The 24,713-nt window shown below is 54.2% G+C and carries 23 protein-coding genes; 4 read left to right on the forward strand and 19 right to left on the reverse strand.

Going from position 1 to position 24,713, the window contains the following annotated elements; genetic code table 11:
* Positions 1-47 precede the first annotated feature (47 nt).
* Together P5706_RS34855 and P5706_RS34860 are read left to right on the forward strand one after the other, a co-directional pair.
* The gene (locus tag P5706_RS34855; protein ID WP_078465797.1) at positions 48-1,304 is read left to right on the forward strand and encodes a TerD family protein; all 1,257 of its coding nucleotides are present in this window, start codon (positions 48-50) and stop codon (positions 1,302-1,304) included.
* 326 nt (positions 1,305-1,630) lie between these two features.
* On the forward strand, positions 1,631-2,875 hold the full coding sequence (locus P5706_RS34860; protein WP_078465798.1) for a VWA domain-containing protein: 1,245 nt from the start codon (positions 1,631-1,633) through the stop codon (positions 2,873-2,875).
* A gap of 52 nt (positions 2,876-2,927) precedes the next feature.
* Here P5706_RS34860 and P5706_RS34865 read toward each other — a convergent pair whose 3' ends face one another.
* The 18 genes from P5706_RS34865 to P5706_RS34950 all read right to left on the reverse strand — a co-directional run bounded on the left by P5706_RS34865 (position 2,928) and on the right by P5706_RS34950 (position 20,489).
* Positions 2,928-4,121: a DUF4236 domain-containing protein gene (locus P5706_RS34865; protein ID WP_198834163.1), complete on the reverse strand. Its 1,194-nt coding sequence runs from the start codon at positions 4,119-4,121 to the stop codon at positions 2,928-2,930.
* Between the two features lie 135 nt (positions 4,122-4,256).
* Positions 4,257-5,231, reverse strand: coding sequence for a lysozyme inhibitor LprI family protein (locus P5706_RS34870; protein WP_078465799.1), 975 nt, complete (start codon positions 5,229-5,231; stop codon positions 4,257-4,259).
* An 83-nt stretch (positions 5,232-5,314) separates the two neighbouring features.
* Complete coding sequence (locus P5706_RS34875) at positions 5,315-6,316, reverse strand: hypothetical protein (RefSeq protein ID WP_078465800.1); 1,002 nt, start codon at positions 6,314-6,316, stop codon at positions 5,315-5,317.
* 164 nt (positions 6,317-6,480) lie between these two features.
* Positions 6,481-7,059, reverse strand: coding sequence for a TerD family protein (locus tag P5706_RS34880; protein ID WP_046071046.1), 579 nt, complete (start codon positions 7,057-7,059; stop codon positions 6,481-6,483).
* 82 nt (positions 7,060-7,141) lie between these two features.
* On the reverse strand, positions 7,142-7,717 hold the full coding sequence (locus tag P5706_RS34885) for a TerD family protein (protein ID WP_046071045.1): 576 nt from the start codon (positions 7,715-7,717) through the stop codon (positions 7,142-7,144).
* Positions 7,718-7,744: 27 nt separating this feature from the next.
* Positions 7,745-8,746: a TerC/Alx family metal homeostasis membrane protein gene (locus P5706_RS34890; protein WP_078466138.1), complete on the reverse strand. Its 1,002-nt coding sequence runs from the start codon at positions 8,744-8,746 to the stop codon at positions 7,745-7,747.
* 44 nt (positions 8,747-8,790) lie between these two features.
* The gene (locus P5706_RS34895) at positions 8,791-9,240 is read right to left on the reverse strand and encodes a tellurite resistance TerB family protein (protein ID WP_078465801.1); all 450 of its coding nucleotides are present in this window, start codon (positions 9,238-9,240) and stop codon (positions 8,791-8,793) included.
* A gap of 45 nt (positions 9,241-9,285) precedes the next feature.
* Complete coding sequence (locus P5706_RS34900; protein WP_078465802.1) at positions 9,286-10,461, reverse strand: TerD family protein; 1,176 nt, start codon at positions 10,459-10,461, stop codon at positions 9,286-9,288.
* Positions 10,461-11,048 carry a TerD family protein gene (locus P5706_RS34905; protein ID WP_078465803.1) on the reverse strand — a complete coding sequence of 196 codons (588 nt, stop codon included), beginning with the start codon at positions 11,046-11,048 and terminating at the stop codon, positions 10,461-10,463. Before P5706_RS34905 ends, P5706_RS34900 begins: the two co-directional genes overlap by 1 nt.
* Before the next feature lie 2 nt (positions 11,049-11,050).
* Positions 11,051-11,809 carry an HAD family hydrolase gene (locus P5706_RS34910; RefSeq protein WP_078465804.1) on the reverse strand — a complete coding sequence of 253 codons (759 nt, stop codon included), beginning with the start codon at positions 11,807-11,809 and terminating at the stop codon, positions 11,051-11,053.
* On the reverse strand, positions 11,806-12,756 hold the full coding sequence (locus tag P5706_RS34915; RefSeq protein ID WP_078465805.1) for an HpcH/HpaI aldolase/citrate lyase family protein: 951 nt from the start codon (positions 12,754-12,756) through the stop codon (positions 11,806-11,808). The genes P5706_RS34910 and P5706_RS34915 overlap by 4 nt, the downstream gene beginning before the upstream one ends.
* On the reverse strand, positions 12,756-13,850 hold the full coding sequence (locus tag P5706_RS34920) for a cysteine protease StiP domain-containing protein (RefSeq protein WP_285685266.1): 1,095 nt from the start codon (positions 13,848-13,850) through the stop codon (positions 12,756-12,758). The genes P5706_RS34915 and P5706_RS34920 overlap by 1 nt, the downstream gene beginning before the upstream one ends.
* Positions 13,843-14,601: an HAD family hydrolase gene (locus tag P5706_RS34925; protein WP_078465807.1), complete on the reverse strand. Its 759-nt coding sequence runs from the start codon at positions 14,599-14,601 to the stop codon at positions 13,843-13,845. The genes P5706_RS34920 and P5706_RS34925 overlap by 8 nt, the downstream gene beginning before the upstream one ends.
* Positions 14,591-15,718 carry a phosphoribosyltransferase domain-containing protein gene (locus tag P5706_RS34930; protein WP_285685270.1) on the reverse strand — a complete coding sequence of 376 codons (1,128 nt, stop codon included), beginning with the start codon at positions 15,716-15,718 and terminating at the stop codon, positions 14,591-14,593. Before P5706_RS34930 ends, P5706_RS34925 begins: the two co-directional genes overlap by 11 nt.
* A 72-nt stretch (positions 15,719-15,790) precedes the next feature.
* A complete protein-coding gene (locus tag P5706_RS34935; protein WP_078465809.1) occupies positions 15,791-16,930 on the reverse strand; it encodes a trypsin-like peptidase domain-containing protein in 1,140 nt (379 codons plus the stop codon).
* A gap of 90 nt (positions 16,931-17,020) precedes the next feature.
* Positions 17,021-18,019 carry an ATP-grasp domain-containing protein gene (locus P5706_RS34940; RefSeq protein WP_078465810.1) on the reverse strand — a complete coding sequence of 333 codons (999 nt, stop codon included), beginning with the start codon at positions 18,017-18,019 and terminating at the stop codon, positions 17,021-17,023.
* Between the two features lie 481 nt (positions 18,020-18,500).
* Positions 18,501-19,199, reverse strand: a complete 699-nt coding sequence (locus P5706_RS34945; RefSeq protein ID WP_285685274.1) for a hypothetical protein — start codon at positions 19,197-19,199, stop codon at positions 18,501-18,503.
* A gap of 9 nt (positions 19,200-19,208) precedes the next feature.
* Positions 19,209-20,489 (reverse strand): site-specific DNA-methyltransferase, encoded by a 1,281-nt coding sequence (locus P5706_RS34950; protein ID WP_078465812.1) that lies wholly within the window; start codon positions 20,487-20,489, stop codon positions 19,209-19,211.
* 124 nt (positions 20,490-20,613) lie between these two features.
* Between P5706_RS34950 and P5706_RS34955 the strand changes: the two genes are divergently transcribed.
* Positions 20,614-21,015, forward strand: coding sequence for a hypothetical protein (locus P5706_RS34955; protein WP_078465813.1), 402 nt, complete (start codon positions 20,614-20,616; stop codon positions 21,013-21,015).
* Between the two features lie 256 nt (positions 21,016-21,271).
* Here the strand turns inward: P5706_RS34955 and P5706_RS34960 are convergent, their stop codons facing one another.
* Entirely contained in the window at positions 21,272-23,686 is a 2,415-nt protein-coding gene (locus tag P5706_RS34960) for a UvrD-helicase domain-containing protein (RefSeq protein ID WP_078465814.1), read from the reverse strand.
* Between the two features lie 194 nt (positions 23,687-23,880).
* Between P5706_RS34960 and P5706_RS34965 the strand changes: the two genes are divergently transcribed.
* Positions 23,881-24,528 (forward strand): helix-turn-helix domain-containing protein, encoded by a 648-nt coding sequence (locus P5706_RS34965; RefSeq protein WP_078465815.1) that lies wholly within the window; start codon positions 23,881-23,883, stop codon positions 24,526-24,528.
* Positions 24,529-24,713 lie beyond the last annotated feature (185 nt).

Below are 24,713 nucleotides of genomic sequence, written 5' to 3' on the forward strand. Positions count from 1 at the left end.
GCGCATGAACAATGCGTTACGAAAACCCATGGAATAGGCGGCATGAATTGAATCAGTCACTCAAACCCGGCGAGAACACAACGATCTTTTCCTCCCAAGGGCGGGTGGAAGTTACCCATGCGGCAGGTAACAACCTAGACGTAACCCTTACTGCGTTTTTGGTCACCGACACTGGCAAGGTAGTGGATGACAGCGGCATGGTTTTCTTCAATGCACCCGAGCACTCTTCAGGGGCGGCGACATTCGCGCCCCCGATCGCTCGTGGCGACACGGTCAGTCACAGCATCAGCTTCGACTCGTCTCGACTCCCGGCAAACATCACGAAGATCGCAATCACTTTGACGCAAGACGGCAGCGCCGGCGGCTTCGAAGCAGTCAAAGACCTTCGCGCTATCGTCATTGCCGGGGACCAAACCCTGGAACTGGCACCTGAGCCCTTCTCACAAGAGACGGGCATCATCGTGCTTGAGTTGTACGTCCGGAACGGCCAACTCAAGGCACGCTCTGTATGGCAAGGTTTCGCCTCAGGTCTTGCCGGACTCTGCGGGTTTTATGGCATCGAAGTTGAAGACAATGCATCCTCCGCGCCGGCGGCGACACCTTCACCGCCTCCAAAGCCCGTCAACATCGCCAAGACCGTGGTTAAACTGGACAAGCCTGGCAGCAGCCACAAGGTGTCCCTCGAAAAAGGGCCGTCCGCTCCAAAGGTAATTCGGGTCAGCGCAACGTGGGTTGATAACGGCGACGGATCTGACAACGACGACCTCGATCTTCGAATCGGCATCCTTCGTCCTGATGGGCGAATGTCCATCATCCAGGCACCTGACAAGCGTGGGGCCTTTGACGTCGATCCCTTCGTTTTCCATACCGGTGACGTAGTCAGCGCCAGCGCCTCCGCTCCTGGTATTGAAACCGTCGAAATTAACCCAGCAATCTCGCAGCTCATGGGCGGTAAGGTAGCGCTGGTCTGCAGCGTTTATTCAGCGGTAGATAACGGTGCGGTTTCGGTGGCATCACTGAAACCTAAGATGCGGATGGAATACGGCGACCAGGTCGTCGAGTGCGCATTCGAATTCAAGGCTGGCGGTTTCTTCAGTTCAATGATTTACACTTTTGTTATCGGCCAAATCGAAATCCATGATGACCACATCCTTTTGAGCCCATCCGGAGTTACCTCCAAAACTGGCAGTGAAGCCACCCCCTGGCTGACTCGGAAAGGTGACAAAATCGAACTGACCATGGACGGCCCACACGTATTTAAAGGGCGCCCAATCGCAAGGAGCGGCAAAAAGCAGTACGTCTAAGCTTTCGTGTTTACAGGCGCTTTGAGCAGATCCATGCTTGACCAGTACTCCCGCGACGGCACACGGCCGCCGCGGGATTTCTTTTTTGGTTGTATGCCAGCATCATCTGCCTCATCAACTCATGTTGAATCGCCCCGCGCCCACGAACAAAACAGTTCTTACCATAGGAACTTCCCGCTGCGACCTCACTGGCCTTATAAGACTTGCAGGAAGGTCGAGCGCCGTTAGGTTTAAGCCGACGGATAAACCAGCCACCCGTGCAGAACCGGCTGTTTCACCATGGCCACTTCATCATCAGGCGCTCTAATCGTCACAAGGAACCATGCATGCAGATCACCCAAGGCCAGCGCATGCCGCTGGCAAATATTGTTCCCGGTCTCTCCCTCACTCTCTCGGTCAACATCGAAAGCCCCGGCGTCATTGACTTCGTCTGTTTCGGTGTCGACGACCAAGGCAAGCTTTCTGACGATCGCTATATGGTCTTCTTCAATCAGCCTGTCACGCCTTGCAGCAGTGTGAAGCTTGCCCCGGGCGGCCAGTTTGAAATTAATCTAGCCACCCTGCCCGCCTCTATCGAACGTTTGGTCTTCACAGCCTCTATCGATGGTGCCGGGGCCATGAGTGACATCCGGAATGGCAACTTCAAAGTAATCAGCCCCACTGGTGAGACAGGAGCGACCTGCGCGTTCTCAGGGCTCACATTCACAACCGAGAAAGCGGTAATGATCGTTGAGCTTTACCGAAAGAATGGGGAGTGGCGGTTGGCCTCTAACCTTCAGGGGTTTGCCGAGGGCTTGGACGCTCTCGTGAGGCATTTTGGCGGCGAAGTTACTGAAGAGGCGGCACCGGCCCCATCTCCCTCCACAATCTCTCTGGAGAAGCGTGTAGCTGCTGTCGCGCCGGAGCTGGTCAGTCTGGCCAAGAAGGCACAGGTTAGCCTCGAGAAAGCCTGCCTGGTTGGAATGAAAGCTCGCGTTTTGCTCGTGCTCGACGTCACCGACTCGATGAGAAATCAATACAAAACCGGCCGGGTGCAGGAAGTCCTAAATCGACTTGTGCCAATCGCCGTCGCCCTAGATACAGACGCTGAACTTGAGTGCTGGACATTCGCCGAACGACCATTGCGACTCTCACCTGTGAAACTGAACAACTACCAGAACTTTGTCGAATCCGACAACAGCGGCTGGACAAAGTGGGACGTCGGTCGGCGCTACAATGATGAGCCGAAGGCGATCCAAAAAGTGATCGAGTCCTTCCAAGCTTCCAAAGACAAAACCCCTATGTTTGTGGTTTTCATCAGCGACGGTGGCGTGTCTGAAAACCGCAAGATCACGCAACTTATGGTGGATGCAGCGAAGCTGGGAATCTTCTGGCAATACGTTGGTTTAGCAGGCCGGAATTACGGCATTCTGGAAAAACTGGACACCATGCCCGGGAGAGTCGTGGACAACTGCGGATTCTTTGCCCTGGATGACCTGCACGACATGACGGAAGAGCAGTTGTACGAACGGCTGATGCAGGAATTTCCGATGTGGATCTTGGAGGCAAAGCGCGAAGGAATCATTCGCTAATCTTCTCCTGCCCTGCCCCACACCGCGGCGGCTCTAGCCGCCGCGGTTGTCTTCAGTTCAAGACCGACATATCCATCGGCGTCACCTCAACAAAACGCGCAGAGCGGTCTAGCTTTACCACTGCGCCACACGCGATCAGGGTCGCTGCAGGATCGATCGCATCCAGACGATTAAAATCAATCGCATCCCACTGATCTCGGCCTACCAAGACCGAGAGCACGTACTGATCATCCACCGCACCGGTAGCGGGGTTGTTACGCTGAATGTAGCCCGACACCAAGATCTTCTGGATCGCCGGCAGTAAAGCAAATACCTCTCCTACAACTCGAAACAGAGAGCCATAGCACAATGCGACAAAATCCCTACGCACCTGGGCATCCGAACGATTCTTAAAGGTCAGCTTGCCATTTCCTCTGGCTTCAGCGCTGCGTTGCGGGATGTCGCCCTCATCAGGTAAATCAACATCGAGCGCGACGCCGGTAACGTCTTGTGAGAACTCATAGGCCACTTGGGTTTCTTTTGGCCAGGCAATGCCGCTCAACACATAGTCCAGAGCGCGTTCCATCTGAGCACTGAAGCCCTTTGCCGCCAGCCGGAATGCTTTCTCGATTTCGGTGCGTTCAAGTTCATGGGCGTCCCGCGTGGCCTGCCAGTTCGCGAGGTCTTGTCGATACTGCTCTTCCGCTGACTCGGCCTCACGCTCAATCTTCGCGCTGCGCAGCAGCATTCGATCCATCAAGCCTGGCGTTTGCTGAGTAGGCCTCGTGGGTTCTTCAATGGCGAAAGGAGCTGGGATTACCGGCATGGCCCCCGGCCGTGGCGTCAACAGGTGCACGCCTAGGCAGGACTCAAGATCCTGGTTGACCTTATCCGCTGCTTTCGTCAGCAAGTCCTGAATGGAATCGGCCATCTCGGATTTGACGCGTTTGATGACAGCAGCCGGCAACTCGATGTCATCCATGTCCGTAATCAACAACGTGCCATCTTCGTTTACCTTGACCTTTACCTGGCCCGAGTATTCGCTTCCGGCGGGCGATGACTGAGAATTACTTGATCTACTGGGCCGGTCGATCCTTTCACGATATGAAAGCCCGGTACCGGGCAAACCCGCATTGAGATAGGTGCCATTGCGGCCCATCGTCATACTCAGACCACGGGGCCCAATAGAAGTACTCACCCCCTTCCCACTGATGTTAAGGCGTACGCCAGGCACAATCGTGATTCGCTTGCTGAAACGAAATCCCATGACTACTCCTTGATCCTTCTTCCTGGATTCTTTGTTGTTTGAAATGCCGGCTTCGGTCGGGCCCCTTAGACTGGCCCGACGTCCATTTACATCGGGGGCACGCATGTGGCAATAGCGCGACCTCCGATATGTCACTTATGCTCGTCCGGCTATGTAATCGTCGATCGAACTGAATTGCCGATTCCGGCACATCCAGCCTGAGAGGAATACGAATACGGTCGTGGCAAGAACTGCCCAGCCGCGCCGCCGCCGGGCCTCACTTTTGGTTCGCGCACCACCGCACAGCAGGAGGGCCATCATCAGAAGGTAGAAGGTCAGCAGAATGACCTTTGCGAAGAGGGATAAAAGGAAAAACCAGATGCTGTTGCTTCTGTACGTTTGGATAAGCACCTGCAATGACATAAGACCACCAAGGACACAGGCAGCAATGATGGAGTAGTTGCGTGGTACCTCGAGCCAGGCGCTCGCGACGAAATACGCACCAATCCCCAAGATCGGAGTCAAGGTTGTCCAAAGCGCGTCGGTGTAGTCCTGATAGATCGTAATGGTCCCCTGACGGTGCAGGTAAATGCAGACCAGCAGCAACATTGCCATCACGAACAGGCCAATCTTCAAGTTCAGGATCGCTTGATGATCATCCGTGGCATTTCGCGGGGCCGCCGGCTTCACCACGGCGGGGACCATTGGAGAAGTAGCGGTCTTTGAAATCACATTCGTTTCAGATTGATCAACCCGGGTAGCGGCAACGGAGGTTGGCGCTTTAGATGGCTGATCAACCCTGGTGCGTAATAGAACACTGAGCCGATCAGTCATCGAAGCGGTTAAGCAACTGGCGGTCTTGCAGTTGTCGCGCAGACGCAACCAGTCTCGTTGATCTTGACGGACCTGGGCCTTGTGCGGCGCTGCGTCTAAAGCGCGGACATATTCGGAGTTCATCTGCTCATCCAGACGACTGAGTGCAGAATCTGTGCAAATCGATTTCTCAGCAAAGCTTGCAGCTTTGGTGCAATCAAAGCTGGTGGCATTGGAGTGGGCTGATACCAGGGAGAGCAACATGACGAAAAGGCCAGAGCCGATGTTGAATCGCGACATATTCGATTTTTCCTTCATTTTGTTTGCTCCAGCGTTTCGCCAGAGCCCTGCCTAGCCGCACTCGTATGCACACGGCTAGGTGCCTGATGCCTGGCTCTTACTTACGACGTTGGGGCTTGAAGAAATGTCGTGCCGTCCCACTTGTAGTTTTCGGTGCTCTGAACACTCGGGCAGCAATCCGCATCATCCGGACCGACGGAGAGAACCGTCAGTCTGACGGTTTGGGGATCAACTACCTGAATGTCCTGGACACCATTGCCGACTACAGCTTTTCCACGGAAGTCCCATCCTGCCGAGTCGCCAATGAACGCGGCAAGGGTTTGGAAGTAGCCATTGCCGCCACCTTGACCTTCGATCGTGTAAAGCACTACGGCATCCTTGATGCCGTCGTTATTTAGGTCAGCAAACTTAACCTGACGGCCCTCTTTGTATTCATCCCCGCCATCCCGGGCGATTTCACTCGCGATCATCCGATCTGCAGATGCAGCAAGGTCGGATGGCACTAATGCCTGAACAGTCGACTCGGCGGCCTGTGCTGCTGGTTCCGCCGGCTGGGCAGTCGGGGTGACCTGAGCCTGAATCGGTGCCTGAGGTACCTTGCCTAACAAGATTGCCTCAGTCTCAGTGATTGGTTCATTAGGCTTAGCAGATGCTTTGCTCGCGTGGACACCGGAGCTGATCTTTTGAAGCACTGCAGCACTTAATTCTTGCATGTCTGCAATGTCAAAAAGTTGGTTGCGTGTGTTGCCGAACGGTTGACCTTCACCCAGGAACCATCGTGCAAAAAAACCTGGACGCTTGTTTTCCTGTTGATCGACCAAGTGGTCAATTAGCTCATTGGCAGTTTTTGAGAAACGATCAAATCCATCTTTGCCGACGACTTGCACAATCGAGTCCTTCTCCCGCTCGATGTTGCTTCGCGCGAGCTCGAGCATGACAATGTTCGTGTCGACCAGTTTGCTTTCGCACTCGTTCGTATAATTTCCAAGGCATGCCTGCCTGTATTCTTGAACTGCATTGTTTGCCTGGAAATCGTTGTAGGCTCCGCAGCCTGACATAGACACCAAAACACCTGCAGCTACAACCCCACGAAACATGCCCATCCAAATATCCTTTTAAACCCGAGAACCGGTAGACTGCCGTGGCGATCGCCAGCAGTCGCTCCTAGTGATGAAGTAGTCGAAACCGCCTACAGGACCAACTCCGTGGTCTTTCTGTAGGCAAGAAAAAGCCCCCGTTTCGCGGGGGCTTTCTCAACCCTTGCGGGTTAGCCGATGTTCACGCCCATCGATTTAGCCAGAGGCGCCAGGCCACCAGCAAACCCTTGGCCGATCGCCTTGAACTTGAATTCGTCGCCATTGCGGTACAGCTCGCCGAAGATCATGGCGGTTTCGGTCGAAGCGTCTTCACTCAGGTCGTAGCGCGCCAGTTCTTTGCCGTCAGCCTTGTTCACTACACGGATGTAAGCATTGGCAACCTGGCCGAAGCTCTGCTTGCGCGCTTCAGCGTCGTGAATGGTCACTGCGAAAACCAGCTTCTTCACGGCGGCAGCCAGACCGTTCAACTTGACGGTGGCTTGCTCGTCATCACCTTCGCCTTCGCCGGACTGGTTGTCGCCCATGTGTTCAACAGAACCATCAACCGATTTCTTGTTGTTGTAGAAAATGAAGCTGGCGTCGTCGAGGACTTGGCCGCTTTCACCCAGGATGAAGATCGACGCGTCGAGGTCGAATTTCGAACCATCGGTAACTCGTGCGTCCCAACCCAGACCTACAGTGACTTCGGTGAGGCCTGGAGCCTCTTTAGACAAACTAACGTTCCCGCCTTTCTGCAGAGATACGGCCATTTTCGATTCCTTTTAGTAAGGTAGACAAGGCCTTTAGATCAAGGCCAGGTAAAAAAAGATAATTAGATTAACGGCTTAGGCGTTAAAAATTCATGCCGTAGTTATTGGCCAGAGCTTTCAGGCCGCCGGCATAACCCTGGCCAACAGCCCGGAATTTCCACTCGCCGCCGTTGCGGTACAACTCAGCGAACACCATCGCAGTTTCAGTCGATGCGTCTTCTGCCAGGTCGTAACGAACGACTTCCGCATTGGTCGTATCGTTAACGATGCGAATGAAGGAGCCGCCGACCTGACCGAAGCTTTGCTTGCGTACTTCTGCATCGTGGATGGTAACGATGAAGACCACTTTGTCCACGTCGGCCGGGATGCGGCTCAGGTCTACCTTGATTACTTCGTCGTCGCCGTCGCCCGCACCAGTGCGGTTGTCGCCTGTGTGCTCAACCGAACCGTCAACGCTTTTCAGCTGGTTGTAGAAAATGAAGTCGGCTTCCCCGCGTACTTTGCCATTTGCGCCCAGCAGTAGCGCACTGGCGTCCAGGTCGAACTCAGCACCATCAGTAGCACGCGGGTCCCAGCCCAGGCCTACCAAAATTTTGGTCAGGCTCGGGTCGGTTTTGGTCAACGAAAGATTGCCACCTTTCTGTAGGGTCAACGCCATGGGTATTACTCCTTGTGGTATGGGCTATTACTCAGCGGTTTCAGTTTGAGCTTCTTCCTTGCCTGGAAAGACAAGGCTTGCAACTACACCAATCACCAGTACAACCATAACGATTAGCAGGCTGGTGTTTGCATCGATTGTGTAGCCATGGTGAAACATGTGGTCGGTAGCGTTCAGGCCGAGTTTAATGGCGATGAAGAACAGCAGGGCGACTACAGATTTTTCCAGGTGAACCAGGTAGCGTTTCAGCGCTTCGAGCACGAAGTACATGGTACGCAGTCCCAGGATCGCAAACAGCATGGCAGAGTAGACGATCAGGGGCTCACGGCTAACGGCGATCACCGCCGGCACAGAGTCAAACGCGAACAACACGTCAGAAACTTCGGCCACTACAAGACAGAGGAACAGCGGCGTCGCAAAAACTGTTCCTTTTGCTGCCAGGGTCATGCCTTTATTCTCAGGCTTCTGGAGTTCGACCTCTAGCTGCTTACGGCTGACGAAGAAATTATGGCCGTGGAGTTTCGGCCACACAGGGAACAACTTCTGTGCGAAGCGGTAAGCCATGTGCTTGGAGTAGTCCTCTTCCTCTTCATCATCGCCGCCGGCGCGCAGCATCATAACTGCGGTCCACGCAACGATCACGGCGAACACGATTTCGACCCATGGACCGAAAGCCAGCAGACCGGTACCAATGGCAACGAAGATGCCGCGGAACACGATCGCGCCAATGATGCCCCAGTACAGCACGCGGTGTCGCATGCCATCCGGCACTTTGAACCATGCGAAAATCGCCATGAACACAAACAGGTTGTCGACGCTGAGAACTTTTTCGAGGGCGTAGCCAGTTACAAACAGGCTGGCGACCTCCGGGCCGTGCTGTACGTATAAGAAGCCGGCGAACGCCAACGAGATAGCGATCCAGAAGATCGACCAAATCGAAGCCTTAGCCAGGGAAATTGGCTTGTCACCGCGGTGAGTGACCATGTCGAGGAGAAGCGCGCCGAGCGCGATCCCCACGAATACCGCCATGGTCAGCGGAGGGAAACCGATGTGAGTGTCCAAATTACCGCTCCTTAAAGTTCAAAATCAGCTGGGTTAAGGCCCAGCTCAAGGCAGACCAAGCGGCACGCTGCTTTTTCTTTGTCATCGAAGTCGCCGTCAGACGCACCAATGGCGCAGCCGACGCGAACCAAGAGGCGGGAAGCGCCAGCATCGTTCTTGATCTTGCCGATAACCTTCAGTGCTTCGGCCTGGCCAATCTGAAAGTCGAACTCAAACTTTTCGCAGTGTGCGTTGAACGCCTTGATTACGTCGCCCATGTCGAACACTTTCAACTCAGGCGAGTTTTGAATGAAACCGGTCATCTTCTGTTTTTCTTCAGAAGAGATACCACCTGACGCAGCCGAGATGAGCGCGCAATTCGCAGTCATCGCATCAAGAAACTTCTGGTTCTTGAACTTTGAAACTTCAGTAGTCAGTGCTTCACGCGCTGCAACAGCGTTTTGTTTAAGCCATGCAAACATGTTGTGTTCCCTCAAGGGCGGGGTCGGCAGACCCCGCCAGATTCTCTATTTGGAGCCTGCGCGCCAGTTCATGCCCCAGCCGTAAGCTTTGTCCATTACTGCGTGACCTCGATGGAAGTCCACACGCCGAGAGACCTTAACGGCGCCGTTCACATTTTCAAGCATCGCAATGGCACACATTGCGTCACGACCACCCTCTTCATTGAGACGGACCTCAATTTCGGGTTGGCCAGGGATGAAAATCGTCACAACACCATCGGTTTCTTTCCAGTTCGGAGCACCTTCATAGATGAAGGCGAATACCAAGATCCGGCGGATGTCACTCCACTTCGCCCCGTTGATGTGCAGCCACTCACCACCAGCGACAGAGCCCGTACGGTCATCACCCATCAATTGGATGAAAGGTTCCTGGGTCAGGCTGCCGAACGATCTTCCGAGGGCTTGAACAACCCCCTTCTCGCCGTCTTGCAGCTCGTACAGGCAACCAACGTCCAAGTCGACGGATTGGCTTCGCTTAAAGAAGCCGCCCGAGCTGCCTTTGTTCCAGTTCAAATTCACCTTGATTTCGCCGAAACCGGCTGCCGTCTTTTCAAGACTGATAGACGATCGTGTTTTATCGAGGGTGACCTTGTTCAGACTAATCGTAGATTTAGGGGGCGCGGCCGGAGCAGGCGGCGGCGTTTGTACCACTGGCGCTGGGGCAGGGGCCGGCGCTGGTGCGGCGACATCTACACCGAAGTGCTTGGCCAACGGCTCAAGTCCGCCATTGAATCCCTGGGCCACACAGCGGAATTTCCAGTCACCATTTCGGCGATAAAATTCGCCGAGGATGAGTGCTGTTTCCTTCATGCCGCCAGTAGGGATTTGAGCTTCGATTCCTCCTGTCACCACAACCGAAAGTTGTGACACACGCTCAAAGCTTGCCTTGTTTTCGTAGATAGTGGCAGTAAGGGCCACTTTCTCAACTGAAGACTCAAGACGACTCGTATCGAGGGAAAACACTGCGCGCCCGGCCGAGGACTCGGTCAGTTGAACGGCGCCACCCAGAATTTGAGGCTGGCCATAGAAACACATGTCGCCATCGCCTCGGACTTTGGCCGAGGCGCCCAGTGCGAAGGCCGAGACGTCAATGTCGGCCCCCGGGATTGGCGTGTAATTGATATCAACGCGAAGCTGGCCGCTGGCAACCGGCGCGTTACCACCAGGTACGAGATTCGCCATTAGCGCAGCGCCTGAACGGCCAGAGTGATTAGGTCGTCGGCAGTTCGGCCATTCGTCGTCGTACCGATTGCCTTGAATTCCCAGTCGCCATTCTCGCGGGTCAGGCTCGCCATGACGATTCCGGTGTGCCCACCTTTTTCCGATAGGTTGAAGCGAGCTAGCTCATTGTTGTTGCTGCCATTCACAATACGGCAATAGGCCTTTTCGACTTTCTCAAAAGTCTGTCCCGTAAATGAGTTTACCGTAAAAATCAGATACTTGACGGAGGCAGGCAAGCGCTGCAGGTCGACATTAATGGTCTCGTCATCACCATCGCCTTCGCCGGTACGATTGTCACCGGAATGTTTGATCGAACCGTCCTGAGACTTCAGTTGGCGAAACCATACCAGGTCGATTTTTTGGTAATCGCTGTTCAGCAAAATGCAGGAAGCGTCGAGGTCGATCTCGGCACCGCCACCAAACATCTTGCCGAGGAAACCGCCCGCCTTGACTGGGTCCCAACCCAAACCAAGGCTGATGCTGGTCAGCGAACTGCCGGCCGTTTTAGCCAGGGAGATGGATTGCTGTTTTTGCAGGGTTAGTGCCATGGTTACGCTCCTTGTTGGTCATCAGTGTTCGCGTGTCGATCAGGGTTGATCGTCACTTGCAGGTTGGCTTGCGCGACATTGCGCACACCCGAATTCCCGCTTCTATTTGCCCGCAGGCCTAGACGACGCCATGCGGGATGAAAGTGTCGCCAGTGTGCTTCTTGGGCCGCAGCCAACAATTCGAAATCGCCGCGGGTATCACCCCATGCTTTAACCCGGAACAGGTCCAGTGGCCCGTACACAGCCTCAAGCCTGAGTACTTTGTTCTCGCATCTGCAGTTGTTGCCAGTCATGCGCCCGGTCAACAGACCGTCTACTACCTCAAGCTCGGTGCCGATCAACTTGATGCCAAGTCGATCCGCAAACGGCTTGAGAACCAACGCTGGGGACGCGGAGCAGAGAGTAACTACTGCTCCCGCCTCTACTTCGGCGGCGACAGATTTTAAACCTGAAGGGCGCATGAGCTGTCCCCAAAACAACCCGCAGAATTTCACGGCCTGCTCCTGCACCCATTTCGTTTCTACGCCTGTGAGAAACGTGCTGATCAGCTGTGCTTTCAACTCATCACGATTCAAACGCCGAGCCAGGTATCGAACGCTTGGCAGGGCAAGCCGCAAAATACGTCGATTGAATTCCCGGGTTCCAAAGGCAAACTTCAGGAATGGAACAAAGCTATCGTGCCGGGTCAGCGTGCCGTCGAAGTCAAAAACCGACAGCACATGACGCCTTTGCCCGCCAGCATCGTCATATTCCATTGTCATCCCACGGCCTCGGCCAAACGGATAGGGGCCTCAATGGGTCCTACATCTGCTTGCCGAACCCCGTGCCACTTCGCTCGTTCAAGGATGTTGACCGCCCACTTGTAATGGGTCGCAGGTTCGCACATGGCATCGTTGTGCTTGAACACTGCCGGAGCAGCGTCACTGACAATCATCTTCGCGCAGTTGAGGTCTTCGAGGCTTACGCGCAACGTGTCCTGGATCGTGCTGATCTGCGATGGATGAATCGCCGTCTTCCCTACCAAGCCATGGGCGATGTCGAGTTCAAGCTCCTCCATCAGCAAATGCGGTGTCGCGAGTTGCTCGAACACTGGTGCCGTCAGTGCGAAACCTTGGGACCCCATGACGCCTGCCAACATTGGGATCACGTAGCCCATTGGGGTGCTATAGAGCGTTGTTGCAGGATTCCGACGAAGTCCAAGACTTCCCATCAGGTCGTTCCCACCGATACGTAGGGCGATAATCCGCTGATTTAGGTTCGCCTTCAGCGCCTGGCCCAACTCGACCATTGCACCAGGGTTGAACACGTCTGTGGTTTCCAGCGTCGGCATAAGGTACAGCGCCGGGTTTGTAACGGCGTGTTCCCATTCCCCGAGGTTGCGCAGGGTCAATTTCGGCACAACGAACCCATCAACGTGGGCCATCAACGACCAATCATTCAGCACAGCAGCCATCACCGAGTCTCGGGGACGAACAAACAGCAGTGGACCATCGGACGGACGCCCACCACGCTCGTTGATTGCGGTAAGCAGTCCATGCAGATTTCTCAAAGCCGTGTCGACGTCAATCTCCGCGACCGCATCCTCAAGGCACACGACCAAAGAACGCAGTTCTGGCAGTTTTGTGCGGAAAACCACATCCAGCAGATCCGGACGTGTGGCCGGCATGTAGAGCGTTGCCCCCAGGGCATAAGGAGAAAGGACTTTCATCAGCTCACACTCCGAATGATGGTTACCGCCCGGTAAGGGCCTAATGCAGCACCCACTTCTTCCGCAGCGACCCCAGCGCCCTCAGTCAGGTGCATGAGCAACTGAACATCACTGTCGCTACGGCTGCGCACCAAGACGTGATCAGGTACGCGACGCAGTACCGCGCGTGTTGCTTCGGCAATACCAGGCTTTACTCGATTGAGATTGGTAATGCCGAACTGGGAGGCCAGCGACTTGACTAGGTGCGAAGCTGCACCCTGCAGTTCAAAACGCTGGGTATCGGTCCATGGAGAGGCTTGAGGAGCCGTCCCCAACGCCTTTCGCTTCTCTTCGATCTGCTCGATGAACTCGCGGGTGACATCGTGCTCACGCAGATGGTCATAAACCACACAACCATGCAGGCCTCCATCTGCGGGCCATATGGAGCGCGAAACCAGACCAGACACCGTCGCACCAAGGATGCCGGAGGGGATAACCCAGTCTTCAGCCGACGCGGACAACCACGCCCGGCCGCAGGGATCTGCCAGTACTACAAGCCGGGGTTCCTCAGGGAAGCGCGAGTCGCCATTGAGGCTGCGCTGAATCTCGCCAGAGATTGCGCCCTTCCCTGTCCAGCCATCGACGAAGACGATGTTCTCGGAACCATGTTCCTGAATGATGGCCTCGAGGGCGACTTTGTCGATCCCGCGATCTCGGACAATGCTGATTCCGTAGTGGTGCGCATCTCGACCCATGTCGAGCAGGGCCCGACGCAATAAAACGCCGAGCGGCAAGCCAGCACGAACGAACGACACAAGAACAATAGACGGGCCCGTGCATGCCTCGCTCAGCGCCAGCGCCAGGGACTGAACGTCCATGGCCATGCGGGTACCGTTTTGTTCGAGTGCGCGCTCGTAGAGGGCTTTGTGCACGTCAGTCGGCGCACTCTCAAGGCTGATCATTTCGGAGTAGTGCTTCTGCTTCGACTGAATCAGACGCTCCTTCTCCAAGACATCAGTGGTCTCCATCTGAACGGCCTGCAGCAGGAACTGAACATCATCTGCTGCATAGCTGCCGCTCCCCACGGTAACCAGACCCGCAATGGCCTTAGTCATGGACTTTCCCTCCAACGAGCTTGGCCAATTGGCTACGCGCTGGGGTCGCCCACATATGGCACTCCTGCATGAAACCGAGGTCAGTGATGCTGTCCCCAAAGCCCAACACCGGACGCTCACCATTGGCCTCACGATCACGGCGCAACAATTCTTGAACAGCCACTACCTTCGACAGGCCCAGCGGCAAGAACGCGAGGTTGTTGGAATTTCCGTGGATGTGCATGCCTTCCAATAAACCGCGGGCCTGTACTTCAGCGAGAACCGTTTGCAGGACTTCATCATTGGATTCGTTGTGCTTGGTCACTACGTAGTGGCGCAGGCCTTCTTCCTCGACAACCCATCCGCGCAAGGAAATGCCAAGCTCCTTGCCAATGGCGAGGGTTGCTTCACTGAGGCCTGGCAAGCGAGCCTGATAGTCAGCAAGAACATCGCTCATGCGTGCTTGCCATTCCTCGTCAAGCTTTCCATCAGCACCAAGGATCACGCCGCCATGGGAGCAGACGGCACCGTGCATAAAAGGCAGTTTCACACGACTGAATGCTTCAACGCTGCGCGCTGTAACTGGGACCACGTCGGTCGTGGACAGGAGCCATTGTGCGAGGGAGTGTTGGACCGTACTCATGTAGCCATTGGGCTGACCCTCGATATCGAGAGTCGCAGTAATCCGCTGAGAACCTTCTGGCATTTTGCGAGCAGTCTGGAACAGGGTGTCGTCGAGATCAACCAGGGCGAGGGGGCGCTTATTGACCATCGACAATCACCTCCGCGCTCAGGGATTCAATCAGGGCGGCGGACACAGCCTGCTCAGGTGTTTCCGAGCAAATAAGGACACGATCAAATTGCCCTGGGCTGACATTGTAGAGGAAGTTGGGGATACCGAGACCGTAGTTGTCCGCGAACGACAACGCGTGACCGATGGCATGGCCCAGTGCGATTGGTGAGCGACTGGTCGAACTGAAATGCACATCAGCACCAGCACGCTCCAAGCGCTCGGCGAGCAAAAACGGACGCCAGACGAATTCGCTGGTACCAACCACGAGTACGCGCTCGCCCGCTTTGACCTTCAGATCGAGAGCCAAAGTGTCTTCTACACAACGAATACCATGGCGCCCCCAATCGCTTTCCGCCGACAACGGCCACTCTCCGGGCTCGATGCTACCCACGGCCGGCATTTCCGGCAGCGGCGCATCAGCGTCCTCGTGGAAGGTATACGCCCCCTGCAACAGCGAAACCTGTTGAGCAGAGTCACCGATGGTTTTGCGCACCGCATCGCCGGACCAATCCGTCAGTACGCAAGTCACCACGCGCTCGACCCGAGTCAGGCCGGCATCGACCAGCGCACGGTGAAGATTGATGAAGGTTTTGCCCGTTGAGGCTTCGTCGTCGACCAGCACTAGCGAACGGGCATTCAACATCATTTCCCGAACGTCGGCATCGATCGGCAAATGAATGAGGTGCGCACTGGCGTGACTATGTTCTTCTTCAAATCGGGCGAACAGGTCATTGCCAGTAGGGTGGCGTGTGCTGACCATATAAACCGTGTCCGGGCGCGTCGCGCTGTATGAGCGATGCACACCAGCACCCAGGCCAACTGCTGTTTCAGCCATGCCGATAACGAGTACGGGCCCAGGCAGGTCGTCAGGAATTTGTGCTGCGAGGCTATTGAAGCTTGAATTCATGATCGAAGGCCGCACAGGTATGTGGCGACCAAGTACTCTGGACACGAAAAGAAACGCACGCTTTGGATTACGGCGCTCGGCAAAACCGAACAAGGAGTCCGGGTCGATATGTGTGGCATCGACAGTGACATCGAGACGCCCGCGCATCAGTTGTGCGCTTAGAGCTTGTTTATCTGCGTTGCATTCCATGAAAAAATTCCTAGGGTTGCGTGAGGTCGATAACCTAACGTCTCTTCCGCAGTTTTCAAGTCAAAATAGGGGCTAAAAATTCTTGGCTTCGACGCGCCACATAGATGCTTGGGCCGAACGTGCTAATTCAGCAGTTGTGAACGTCCTGCTGCTGGATGTTTGAACTGCATCAACGCGGCACGCATCCAGAAAGGAGAGGAGCAAAGACGCTTTAACGGCAAAGTTCATATTTTGAGCATCAGGCATTGTAGAAGTTACCAACCCGATAACAGCGCCTGTCGAATCAAATAAGGGGGATCCGCTAGAGCCCGGTTGAATAGCCGCAGTAAATTGTAGAAGGCTAGAATCGTTATGCAGGCCAAACAACGCCGACACGCCGCCCTGGGTCACGTGGACACCACCGCCGGCGAAACCCGACATAGGGAAACCCAGCGCGACTACAGATTCACCCAAGTCGCAGCCGGAGCCTTCCTTAAAAGTGACAGATCTGAGGACAGGCGACTCCATCACCCTGAGGAGAGCGATGTCATTACGCTGATCAACGACGACCGGCTCTGCACGATAACGACCTTCAAAGGAGGAAATGAATATATCACTCATGCCCTCGATTACATGAGCACAGGTGAGCACATGGTGCTGGGAAACAGCGAAACCAGTGCCGGTTGCGCCCGCTCGTGCGCGGTCAGCCTCCGCAGAGCTAGTGCGCCCTTTTGGATGAGCGTCATTAATATCGATCCCGATGCGGCGGCCTAGAGCGGCTAAACCATAAGCCGAACCCTCAGCCAGTGCACGAAACTTCCATTGCTGATTGCGGATGTAGAATTCGCCGATAATGATCGCCGCTTCACCGTTATCGCGAAGGTCCAACCTATATTCAATCTGTTCGTCAACAAGTAGGTGCAACGAACGAAGATCGCTTACCGGTCCTGCTGCAGAAAAAGTGTATGCGATGAGGAGTAGCCTATCGCTACCGGACGGGAGGGCTGACAAGTTCAACTTACAACCAACCTTTGCTTGGTCGCCGCTCCACTCCATCCAGGACTGAGACGTCTGAAATAGGGCAGCCTCACCAGTGGGTAGGCGCTTGTCATTTACCGGCAGTATGGCAATCGCAGCGTACTCTCCGAAAGCCGAGGAGTTCCCGCATTCCAGAGTCCATTCACTCCGTGCACTAGATACCGCGGTGTTTGCGCCTGGCGCTAGCACCATCATTCCTTTTTTACTCCTTGAGTGCTAAATCCACCGCGCCACCGGAAGCGCTCCAATGGTACCAAACTTCAGGGTTCTCGATGATTCAGGATGTCATTTTGGAACTACAGCTGCAACGGAGACCCCTTTCACACGTACGCCTGCCCGCCAAACGGTAGGTGGCTCAGGAAGGTTTAGGCGGCGCGTAGCAAAGATCCCTGCCAAATTGACGCCAGCCTCCCGGGTGTAACCGACTCCACCGGAGTAGCGAGGATTGATTTCCAACAAATGCGGTTTACCCTGTGCATCATCCTTTGTTTGAACGTTCACGATGCCATCACACTGGAAATGAGCAGCCGCTTTTAGTGCCAACTCGACCGCCGCACCTTCCTTTTCAAATAACTGATACGCGCCGGTCTTCCTCCGGCCTACAAACGCAACCGCTCGGCCAGTCTCACAGACCATATCCACCGAACACTCGGTTCCAGCCATGTAGGGCATTACAAGCATCGACGGAGGATTTTCCACCTCGCTGTATGCACGCATATAGGTCGCGAAATTCGCAACGCGGGCATCGGGATCAGCAAAGCTACGAAATGGGTCAGCACCCTCCTTGAAGCGCCAAAAGCCTTGACCATAAATGCCAACGGCAGGCTTTACGCAAACCTCTCCCGAAGCAGACAGAGCCCCGTACGCTGCTAACATTTCATCGGCATTAGTTGCGGTTATTGCCGGAACGCAATCCAAGCCCGCAAGCTCCGCCTCAGCGGTAAACCTGCTTTTGTCATCAACAAGATCGAATGTGCGCATCGATGAACCACCAGTTACCAGCACCAGGCCAGCTTCCTCGAATCGATCCCGGGCGCTTTCAAATACCGCCCCCAAGCGACCCGCCAGGATTACTTTGATTCCATAGGTGCGTGCAGTAGTAATCACCCACGAAACCCGCTCTTCAGCACCACGGGGCTCGCAAAAGCTAATATCTGCTCCAGCCATAATTTCGGGGCGATTGTCGCGGTGCGAGGCGAATATCTTCACCTCAGGTGGCAGCGCGTCACGCGCACCTTCAATAATGTCACGCTGGCTTGACTGCCCTTCGAGAAACCAAATCATACTTTAACCTCACTTGTAGATGTGCACTGACAGTCAAACCCGAGGAAGGGGACTGACAGCATTCGATTGTTCAACCGGAACATAACGAGTCCAGCTGTAGCTTCAAGGCAATGCGGGGGGCCGCCCAAAATAGAGACGTCATTTCGACAAAAAGCCCCCCTCTACAATTTCGTTTTGCGGGTTTCAAATTGGTCGGCCTTGCTTGCGGTAACTGCGCTAGCAAAATATTTCTCGACGGTGGGTGTGGGGCAAAACGAGGTAAGGTAGACCGGTAAAATATAAACAACATCTACATTATAAGTTTCGGCACGGCCAAGACTGATTAACAATCCCAACAATCTCCCTCTAATTATGCAGAGACTCCAAGTTAGTCGTCCACAGATAATCTATTTCAGCATATGAAGGATCACGATACCCAGCTAAAAATGATTCGGTGTAAAGTGGGCCAACGCAGAACGGAGGATCAATATCAAGTCTATCACTAGATGTCAGGATTCACCGTTTCGAATTGGTTGCCCTTTTCCGTTTGCAAGCCGCGATCGGCCCAGGTGAAGAGAACCATTTCAACATCGGCGATGCGCCATCCCGTCGCTGACGCAGCGGAGGGTAGATTGCACTCCGGGCGGCATATGCCCTTAGACTCGAGCTCGAAAACCAAACTCTCGCAGAGTGTTTGGAATTTCACGTAGCCTTCGATCATCGAGCTTTTATAGCTATCGTGTATTTTGGGAAGTAGGTCTGCTTTCAACAGTGCAAGCCTAATCCGGCGATCCAAGCTCCCATACCGGCCAGGGTCAAAAAAACGGAGAAGCTTGGAAGCATACGTCAGACCAAATCCCGGAATTTTAAGAGCAGCGTCAATAGCAGCAAGCGGCTGTTCAAGACTGGCCACTACTTGCTGGAGGATTACAATGAGAGACACGTTACCCAGCCCGGCCTCAAATTTCATCCCGGGGTCATTCTTCCCCGCGCCCCATGCAAGGATCTCGCGAAGGTAGTCCGTCGGGCACGCAGTAATGACACCTTTCGCCACAATCCTCACACCACGTCCTTCTAGCGACTGAATCCATGGAAAATCAGGAAACGTGTCCCCTGGATATCCACGAGAAGCATGATTAACGTTAGTCCAGCGATAGGCGCGAAGAAATGCAGGAAACTCAGCAACGTTGATGGCTGGCAAAATGGATCCTTAGCGCTGGACTGAGCCGGCGAATGCTTGTTCTAGTTGAGGGTTGATACGAAAGCCTGGGCGCTCGCGGAATAGCTCTGCTGCACCACGAACGTACTGTAGAGCCCGCTCGCCAGTGATCCAAGTCCGATTAAGCATTTCGGCGGCCAAACCTGTCATCGAGCGGCCACCCCATGGATCCACCACAAGGTCACCTTCCTCAGTCAAATATTTGATAAGGAATTCAGCAACGCTAAAGGGCTGGCCCGCACCATGACTAGGCAACCCCAGCGCTTCCGCTGAAGCACGAAACTGTGAGCCATATGGGCAGCGAATGCCGCGCTCCAGTACGTTCTTAGGAATACGTCCCTCAGTTTGGTTGCTGTAACTGCCAACCCGTAGCCGATAGGCACCGTCCCCATAGTTTGTTGTTCTCTTTTCGCCACCTGAATTGATTAATGCAAGATGCCGCTCAGAGTGAGGCTCGAGAACGCGCCTATTGTCCCCTTTAAAAAGCTTTGGGTTCTTTGCAAATATTAGAATTGGTTCATAGGTTGCGTTAAGAAGTTGCCTCGTCTTAGACGCCCAATGAACTGGCCCAGGCGGCTTGTTGGACTTCCATACCAAACGATCTATAAGCCCTAGACCCATGTCTTCCAGTGTTATCGTCAATCGCTCAACGTAGGTTGAGCGCGCGGGGGAATTAGGCAGGAAAATATCATTGCTGACATTGATAGCGAGACTACCTGTGTCTGCAAGCTTTTCAATAATTGGCTCAAGAATCCCCACAATGTATTTAACGATTTCCGATTGGGTAGGATTAGAGTAAGCCCGACTTTTTGCCAAAGGATAGGGAGGACTGCAAATAATTGATACTGGCTGAACATCTAAGTTATTGAAGATATACTCGCTACCGCCGAAAATTGCGACACCTAGATCAGTTCGAAAGCCAAGTACCTTGACGCCTGGCTTCGCCATGTTTAAATCGCGCTTAGCCTCCTCCGTAAGGCGCCAAATACCACGCTCACCCGGTACTCGCTCAAGGACCCCTGCCCTGCGCAGATCTTGCTGCGTCCATCGAATCGCACGCCTCTCTAGGCTATGCCGCTGCCCTGATCGGCCTACGGGTACACGCTCGTTCAATGCGCCAGCCGACAATCCGTTTCGCATGGCAACCAATCCATACAAGGTGGCATTGTCGATGTGTGCTTCCGGTTGGGATCTATAGATGGCGGCGATCTGATCTGCCCCGAAAAGCTCACCTTGCGAAGCTGGTACTGACTTGGCCTTAAAAGACTTCATTGCTGATAACTCGTCTAAAATATCGATGCCCTACCTTCCCATCGCGAAACCTGTGGCAGAAGCCTTCAGGTGGTAGGGATGATGTAGCGCGGTTAAAGTCTTGACTCCACTATGGAGATCTACTGTGACCCGCGATGAACTGGCTGCCCTCTTCGACCCTATCCAGCACTCGAACGTCGAATGCGATGGATTTTCACGAATTGTCTTTTCCGTTTTGACGGAGAGAGGGCACAAACCAATTCTCAAAGCGGGGGCACTGTCCGCCCGCGGCGCTATCGTGCGTCCACACCTCTGGATCGAGGTATACGGCTTTATGATCGACTACCAGGCCAGGCGGTGGCTTGGACATGAGCCATGGATTCCCCATGGCGTATTCAGAGCCTCTGAAACCGAAGCTATCTACGAAGGGGTCACCATAGAGGTAAAAGTGCTCCCTGAACCGATTAGAAGGCTGATGTTGATGTCTTTTGCCGACGTCGAGTCAGAAAGCCAGAGCAGCCTGATTACGCCCGAAATAATTCGCTGAGTAGAGGGCTCGACCCACTGTTTGTGGCCGCAAAGCACTGACCAGGTAAGCCTGCACAAACGTCAGCGCTTATGGTCACTCTGCCTACAGGAACGCTGAGATGCATGTAGCGACGCTCCACTTAATGACTAAACTTCTCAGTCAGCCCATACGCCCCATCGAGATCTACACCTGACAGAACAAGCACAAACTCCTCACCACTATTTCGAGCATCACCTATCGGCTTTACCAGCCCATCTACTAAATACCTACCGCATCAAGCACGGCGCTCATCATCGAAGAGTCCCGGCATCAGCCCACCCAGCACACTCGCGGTACGGACAGTACCCACTCCGCGATTTGGAAACCAAATGCACTTATGCCTCGCCCTGGTGATTGCCACGTGGACTAGGCGCAAAGCCTCGCCGTGAGAGACCGTATCCCCCGGCGCAGAGTCACCACCCGAACTGAACCCCGCTATCTTGTAGAGCTGATTGCGGTACCAAGACGAAACACCAGTCGACGGGTCTCCGACCATCACGACGATGTCCGCTTCAAGTGACTTCGCCTTGTGGAATGAACGAACACGGATAGACCGCCCGCCTGAAGCACGATCATCTCTAATCTGGTCCCCAACAGCAGAGTCGACCCAAGCCTTGTCGACCTCGCTGTCGATGAGTATCAAAACTTTGTAGCCATCTGCCGCTGCTGACTGGCAGATGCGTTGAAGTTGATCCAGATCATCACCAACTATCCTGACAGGCTGATCCTCCCCCTTTGGAGGTCGAATAGACCTAGGGCTTCGGTTTACTCCCAAAGAAAGGTTTTGGACCAGGTTAGATCCCGCATCGATAATGGCTTGAGTAGACCGGAATGACTCGGTCAGGGTCACCTTCGTAGCCGGTACCGGACTACTAAACATATCTTCGAAGTCAAAGAACAATTTTGGAGTCGCCCCAAAACTACCGTACACCCACTGATTCGGATCTCCTGCCACTGTAATACTTGATGACAAACCCCTTGTGTATATTTGAGCTGAGTCTCTTCTACGTATCTCAATCAGTACCGACCGCACCCAAGAGGCAACCGGGAGCGTCTGATCTTCTGCACCGTCAATGAGAAGGTGGCGGCATTGCTCGAGAATACTCATAGGCACGTACCGTACGGCTGGCAGCTTACCGCCCCCAAGCGCGGCGAACAGACGACCAAACGGAATCACCGGTCCCTCTAGTTTAGAGAGGTGCCGCTCAAGGGCCTCCCAGTAAATCGCCAATGCCTCAAAGTAGAGTGCGTCAGAATCTGCAGGTAGAAAATTCATTCTGCCAGGCACAGACCCTACCTCTATGCCCAGCGAATCAAGTAAGGCTGACGTTGAATTGAACGAATCGAGAACCGGTACCGGACCTGTTTGACCTTGTAGTGCGTAAGAAAAGCTTGGAGCGGCTTGAGCGAGGTATTTCAGCCTCTCCGACAGTTCGGCAGCATCTTGATAGGAGTCCAGGTGCACCACACCCTCTGGAAAGTAGGCCTGGAACAGGGTGCGCTTGATCGCGACCTCTTTGTACAGTTCCATTGAAGCTGAAGGATCGCGGCGCAAGCTCGGCCCTTCCGACCTATCGAAGCCAAGCACCACGTGGAGTTTCAATTGTGGGATGTAGCCATGTGTTGCATAAGGTCGACCTCTGACGGTGAAGACCTTTCTAGCGGCTGTCACACCCTCAACAGGCCAGGCCTTTGCTTTGCGCCACAAAGCCTCAACAGAGTTGGTCAGGGCCTCGTCATGCTCGCTGAGCTTCCATCCCAATGAAGCGCGCCTTACGACTTCGGGTGAATCGACTTCAAGCTGAGGTAGTCTTAGCGACGAAATCCACAAAGCAATGTAAGTTTCATTGAACCGCTTATTGGATCGATAGAGAAGGTTGAGGCACTTGGTCATCTCCACCCTCTGCGTATTGTTCAATGACGCCTCGAAGGGTCGGCCGTCAGCGAGGGCAGATGTGTCAGGCGGGCTGGCTCCATAGTTCTCAAGCGGTATCACCGTGGCAAGGTCAGGAAGAGCCATCGATTGGGTTAAAAGGCATGAGCGTGGGGTCATCACTATCGCTTGACATTCGGCCGGCGAGAGCACCACACCGAACAGACCAAAGACCTCCTGTAGATCGCTGGCCATCTCTACACGAGCCTCACGGCTGAACGTGAGAATACGTATCTGAGATAGAGGGACCTGCGCATATCGATGGAAAAACAATGCCCTGAACAGCAATGTCTTGGTCTTACCAGTACCCGCACCACCTCCGAGAAGAGTCGTATTGGATGTCGAAAGGATAGCCTTCCATTGCTCCATTGTGGGCTGTGCACACTTATCTAGCCTTGCTTCACAGTCAGCGCGCATAGCTGCGCGAGCATCACTGCTGATATGAATGCGTTCGCCGCCAAACACCAAGTCATCTTTGCCTGTGACCTGATGATCGGGCTCAGTGGTTTTCAAACCGGGAATTACGACCTGATCCTGGGTAGATGACTGCTGAGCTAATGCCTTGGCCTCCATGAGACCGATACGGCGGCCAGCCTCCCAGGACTCGAGATGTCTCGCATTAAGTAGATCCAATCCAGCACCCAACACCTGGGCTGCCAAGCGATGATGAAATGGAAGCTCATCGAGTTCGTAGGGTGGCTCGATTGGTTGATTCACTGTGATCGCCTGTCGAACAAATTAATAGATCAAGTGTGTCTTCAGGATCCTCTATGTGCTACCCAAAACGAGCTCACGGAAATTACACAGCCCTCTTTTGAGTAACACCTTCCACTGAATCTGGGTATCGTCCTGCCATCTCCCAATGACCAGGTATCTCGTCATTATGGGACTTACAGATGATGGAGCGATGAATGAAACATGCCGGCAGCAGTGCGCTCCAGAAGGCAGGCGCTAATACCTTGTTTACTGCGTCGGGCAAAAGACGAAAATTTGCTCGGGGTTCGACGTTGATGAGATTCGACTCTGAGGAACCATGTGTTTTTTTGCTCACAGAAGGTACTGCGGCTATACAAGTCACTGATCATTCTCAAGTAAGCGAGCTCAACATTGCGCACCTAATTCCTGGCGACGTATTTGGAAGCATCGATCCCGGAGAAGGCAACAAGATCGAAATGTACGTGCTTGCCAAATCTGAGTGCTTTGCATACGTGCTGACTGCCAAAGAGCTGCTGCAGGCCTGTGCATCTCAGCCTCTTGCGATGTTTGGACTCTGTCGTGAGCTTTCACGCACGAGCGTTAGGTCTTTACGCAAGGTCGGCCAATTTGCCTTCTATGACGTTCGCGGCAGAGTTTCAAGCGCGCTCGTGGAACTATGCAGTCTACCCGGTGCAATCTCTCACCCAGAGGGGTACGTATTGAAGAATACACGGGTCGAGATCGCGTCCATGGTCGGGTGCACGCGAGAGATGGTTGGAAAGGTGATGAAGGAGCTTTCTCAGGAAGGTCTTATCAGCATCAGGGGAAGGCAGACCCTCGTCCATGCCAGCACCACCAGGTGAGGTGAGCTGCAGGGTGTCTTTGCGTAGTGGACTACCTTGCAGACACTTGCGCTTTAATTAGTCCAGAGCCTTCGCCGGGAGGTCGCTATCTGGTGCGACCTTACCGAGTTGGTGGACTAGTTGCCGAACTAAAGCCGCTAATTCGTCCACCGCGCGGCTGAATGCTTCCTGATCGTTCACAGCTT

This window comes from Pseudomonas sp. ChxA, from assembly GCF_030263855.1.
Lineage (GTDB): Bacteria > Pseudomonadota > Gammaproteobacteria > Pseudomonadales > Pseudomonadaceae > Aquipseudomonas > Aquipseudomonas fluorescens_CB.